General features: G+C 42.3%; 3 protein-coding genes and 3 pseudogenes. 3 read left to right on the forward strand and 3 right to left on the reverse strand.

Annotation, left to right across the window (positions count from 1 at the left end):
* Positions 1-85 precede the first annotated feature (85 nt).
* Positions 86-262 (reverse strand): annotated as a pseudogene (locus DP116_RS15970) (gamma-glutamyltransferase); the annotation flags it as partial.
* Between the two features lie 769 nt (positions 263-1031).
* Between DP116_RS15970 and DP116_RS29350 the strand changes: the two are divergent.
* Positions 1032-1290, forward strand: a pseudogene (locus DP116_RS29350) (IS1/IS1595 family N-terminal zinc-binding domain-containing protein); the annotation flags it as partial.
* 9 nt (positions 1291-1299) lie between these two features.
* On the opposite strand, the pseudogene DP116_RS15985 reads toward DP116_RS29350, so the two are convergent.
* A pseudogene (locus DP116_RS15985) lies at positions 1300-1812 on the reverse strand (transposase); the annotation flags it as partial.
* A gap of 38 nt (positions 1813-1850) precedes the next feature.
* Here DP116_RS15985 and DP116_RS15990 point away from each other — a divergent pair.
* Complete coding sequence (locus tag DP116_RS15990) at positions 1851-2036, forward strand: hypothetical protein (protein WP_169156125.1); 186 nt, start codon at positions 1851-1853, stop codon at positions 2034-2036.
* Between the two features lie 438 nt (positions 2037-2474).
* Here DP116_RS15990 and DP116_RS29355 read toward each other — a convergent pair whose 3' ends face one another.
* Positions 2475-2651, reverse strand: a complete 177-nt coding sequence (locus DP116_RS29355) for a hypothetical protein (RefSeq protein ID WP_246275651.1) — start codon at positions 2649-2651, stop codon at positions 2475-2477.
* A gap of 212 nt (positions 2652-2863) precedes the next feature.
* Here DP116_RS29355 and DP116_RS16000 point away from each other — a divergent pair, with 212 nt between their 5' ends.
* On the forward strand, positions 2864-3580 hold the full coding sequence (locus DP116_RS16000; RefSeq protein ID WP_169156126.1) for a pyridoxine 5'-phosphate synthase: 717 nt from the start codon (positions 2864-2866) through the stop codon (positions 3578-3580).
* Positions 3581-3612: the final 32 nt, after the last annotated feature.

Below are 3612 nucleotides of genomic sequence, written 5' to 3' on the forward strand. Positions count from 1 at the left end.
AACTGCAAGAGCAAACGAGTTTTTGTCCTCCAAGACTTCCGTGGAGTCATGACTCAAAACAGAAGATAGAAAAGTTTTTCACTTTTTACAAACCCCTAGGGGAACCTTCACCACGCGGATCAGCTGCCCCTTCTAAAGTTCCATCTGGTGTGACGACAATCGAGTTAATATTACCCCAAGGCTCAGTTTGTTTTATTTTGTGTCCCCGACGCTGCAACTGGGCAAAAGTAAGGGCTTCCAAACCCAGAGGTTCAAACAATAAGGTACTCTGAACGTCATCTTATCACCGTCCCATTGGCAAGTTTGATTCCCAAAACTTTCATCTTTAGAACCAACAATGAAAACACCATCTTTAGGAACAAACACCTGTAAAGCTGAGGTTTTCAAGTGTTGCAAACGTTGTTCTGTTTGAGAAATATAACGCTTCTTATTATGTATCTTAAATTTCAGGTTTCGCCAATTAGTACCTTGAAATTGCAGCGAACACGATAACGGAAATTTGCAACCAGTTTGAGAATGTTGCCAGTTCTTTTTACGATAAAACTTCTGAGCATCTGTTAATCTTTTCTCAGCCGCTTTTACCCAACTCATAGCCGATTTTCGTTTAGCTTATAACTGGTTGATGTGATTTGTACGGCATTTGTGAGCAGAATCTACTTTCCCAACAGCATCTGAAATCATACCATTGGCATGGCGTTTATTAATGTTGTAAGTCTTTTGAAGATAGGTATTCCATTCACCTTTGTTGAACTTTTTCACGGTCAGTAAATGATTGACTGTCTCACAAGTTGCTTTGTGAACAAAAGAGCGAATACGTTGCTAAAAACATCTCGAAATCTGTAAAACCGAGGTTGTTTAGCTCGTCTTCTGGTGTCAGTATTCCTTTGCAATATGTAAGTTTAGTGATGTCATTTATTTTTGTTCGACCTTTCTCCGTATTATATATTCATATAGCAATATTTTTGGCGTTGCAGAATAGAAATATGAATTAGGGCGATTGCGCAGAGCGCAGACGCCCTTGGCGTATCGCTATGAAATGTCCAAGGTGTGAATCAACCCATACTCGTAAAAATGGGCGGCAGCGTGGTAAACAAAACTACATATGTGTTGACTGTAAACGTCAGTTCATTGAATATTATGACTCTTATTGGATACACAGAGGAGATTAAAATTGAGTGTCTAGAAATGTACGTTAATGGTTCTGGTTTTCGCGCAATAGAAAGAGTTAAAAAAGTACATCATACTACTGTTATAAATTGGGTGAGGCAATTGGGTGATACTTTACCAGATATAGGAGTCCTATTTGATTTTTGAAAAAACTCCGTACATAGCAAGAGTGTCAAAATCAAAGGTAGTGTGTCGGATAAACCACTCAAACAGTAATGGCTAATGAGAAAATGAAGGAATCAAGGCACAAAAACGTCGAACCCATGTTTTGGCTTGCAGCCAAATATCCTCTATAGGATTTTGTTCTGGGCAATTAGGGGCAAAGCGAACGCAGTGTATTTTCCATTGGTCGGTTGGCAGACCTTGATTAAGCTCGTCCAAAAAACCTCGAACTGCCTTGGAGCGGTGGTAACTCGCACCATCCCAAAAAATTAGCAATCGCTGGTTGGGGGACTGAGTTAACAAATATCGCAGGTAATCAATAGTATTTTCTGAATTTCCGGCATCGTAGGGTTTGAGCAGTAATTCTCGTTCGAGATAGTCCACTGCTCCGTAATATGTCTGTTTATCTCGCTCATTCACGACTGGAACCGCGATTTCCAGGTCAGTTTTTCCCCATACATAACCACTTAAATCTCCCCACATTTTTTAGTTCAGCAACGCCATATTTTTAGTGATTGTGTATGCCATTTTCAAAAAAACACCACATGGGTGCAAAACCATTGAATGACACACCATTTGACCGAACACCTGTTTGTTTCAATGTCAGGGTTGGTGTACGGGAAAAATTAAAAACAGTTCCTGATTGGAAAGAACGGCTTAGGGAATTTTTTGACCAACTTATATCAGATCTACCCAAAAATGAGTAGTAATGGGTAGAGGTTGGTAGGAATTAAGTTACAGTTCCTCACCCTTATTCACCAAATACCATCTCAGCGAAATCTGGAACTTGGGGCTTTCTAGCACAACAGCTACAAGCCCAATCAGCCTGATATCCGCCTTTTTTTACCCATCTGTGAAAACTGGAATACTCCCACAGGTGCGGACAGGATACTAACCCATGTTTAACAGGATTGTAATGGATGTAATCCAAATGCCTTGCTAGGTCAGCTTCATCACGAATAGTGTGTTCCCAAAACCGACGTTGCCAAACATTACTTTCTCAATGTTTGCGACGGGAAGCTGAAACATTTTGAGGTAATGACTTTTTACCCCGTAGCAATCTTGTAAACAGCACTTTTAACCGGGAGACTCGTTGCGAGTAATCACAATCATCAGATGGTAAAGTCCAAAGAAAATGAATATGATCAGGTAAAAATGACTGCAGCAGTCATTTCAAAGGGTTTTTCTGTCCGTGTCTTGGCGACAGCAGTCCGCAAGCGAGAGATGTTTTCTGGCTCCGAAAATAGAGGTGTACGGTAGTAAGTCACCAGAGTTAGGAAAACAGTTCCACCTGGGACATAGCAGCGACGATGTTGGGACATATGGGTAATATTTAAGGATTTTGGTGGGCATTGCCCTATCAGATTATTGTTAGAAAGTATACTTTTTGAAGGGCAATGCCCACCCTACCTCTGTGCGAGAAATAATTGTTAAGCGTCAACAGCAACAGCCAGGTTCATGAGTCAGGTAAATAAACAACCGATATTCCCTGGTAAAATCAAATCCTGAAGACTGTGAAAGGGAGATAATCAGGTTGCCTACACTTGGTGTAAACATTGACCACATCGCCACGATTCGCCAAGCACGGCGGACGGTGGAACCAGATCCTGTGGCGGCGGCGGTACTAGCAGAGTTAGCAGGTGCAGATGGCATTACGGCGCATCTGCGAGAAGATAGGCGACATATTCAAGAACGGGATGTGCGCCTGTTGCGGCAAACGGTGAGAACGCATCTTAATTTAGAAATGGCGGCGACAGATGAAATGGTTGCCATTGCTCTCGATATCAAACCCGATTACGTTACTTTGGTACCCGAAAAGCGAGAAGAAGTCACCACAGAAGGCGGGCTGGATATCGTCGGTCAAATTGATAGAATAGGACAGGTAGTTGATAAATTGCAAAGCGCTGGTATTCCTGTCAGTCTGTTTATCGATGCCGAACCAGCACAGATTGAAGCTTCTGTCAAGGTGCAAGCTAAATTTCTTGAACTGCACACTGGACGATATGCTGAGGCTAAGGATGAAACCAGCCGTGAGGAAGAATTAGCCTTCCTATCTAAAGGGTGTGAGCAAGCGATAAATGCAGGACTACGAGTGAATGCTGGACATGGACTCACTTACTGGAACGTCTATTCTGTGGCTAATCTACCAGGGATGGAAGAATTAAATATTGGGCACACCATCGTTAGTCGCTCAGCACTCGTTGGTATGGAAAGAGCAGTCCGTGAGATGGTGCGATTCGTTGTTAGCTGAATCACGGTAGCCAGTCCGTACATAAGCTAACC

Source organism: Brasilonema bromeliae SPC951 (assembly GCF_012912135.1).
In the GTDB taxonomy this organism is placed as follows: Bacteria; Cyanobacteriota; Cyanobacteriia; order Cyanobacteriales; family Nostocaceae; genus Brasilonema; species Brasilonema bromeliae.

What these genes read in the sequence shown, in the direction of transcription:
- DP116_RS15990 (WP_169156125.1), top strand. Translation starts at nt 1,851, where the DNA reads ATGCCATTTTCAAAAAAACACCACATGGGTGCAAAACCATTGAATGAC.
- DP116_RS29355 (WP_246275651.1), bottom strand. Translation starts at nt 2,651, where the DNA reads ATGTCCCAACATCGTCGCTGCTATGTCCCAGGTGGAACTGTTTTCCTA.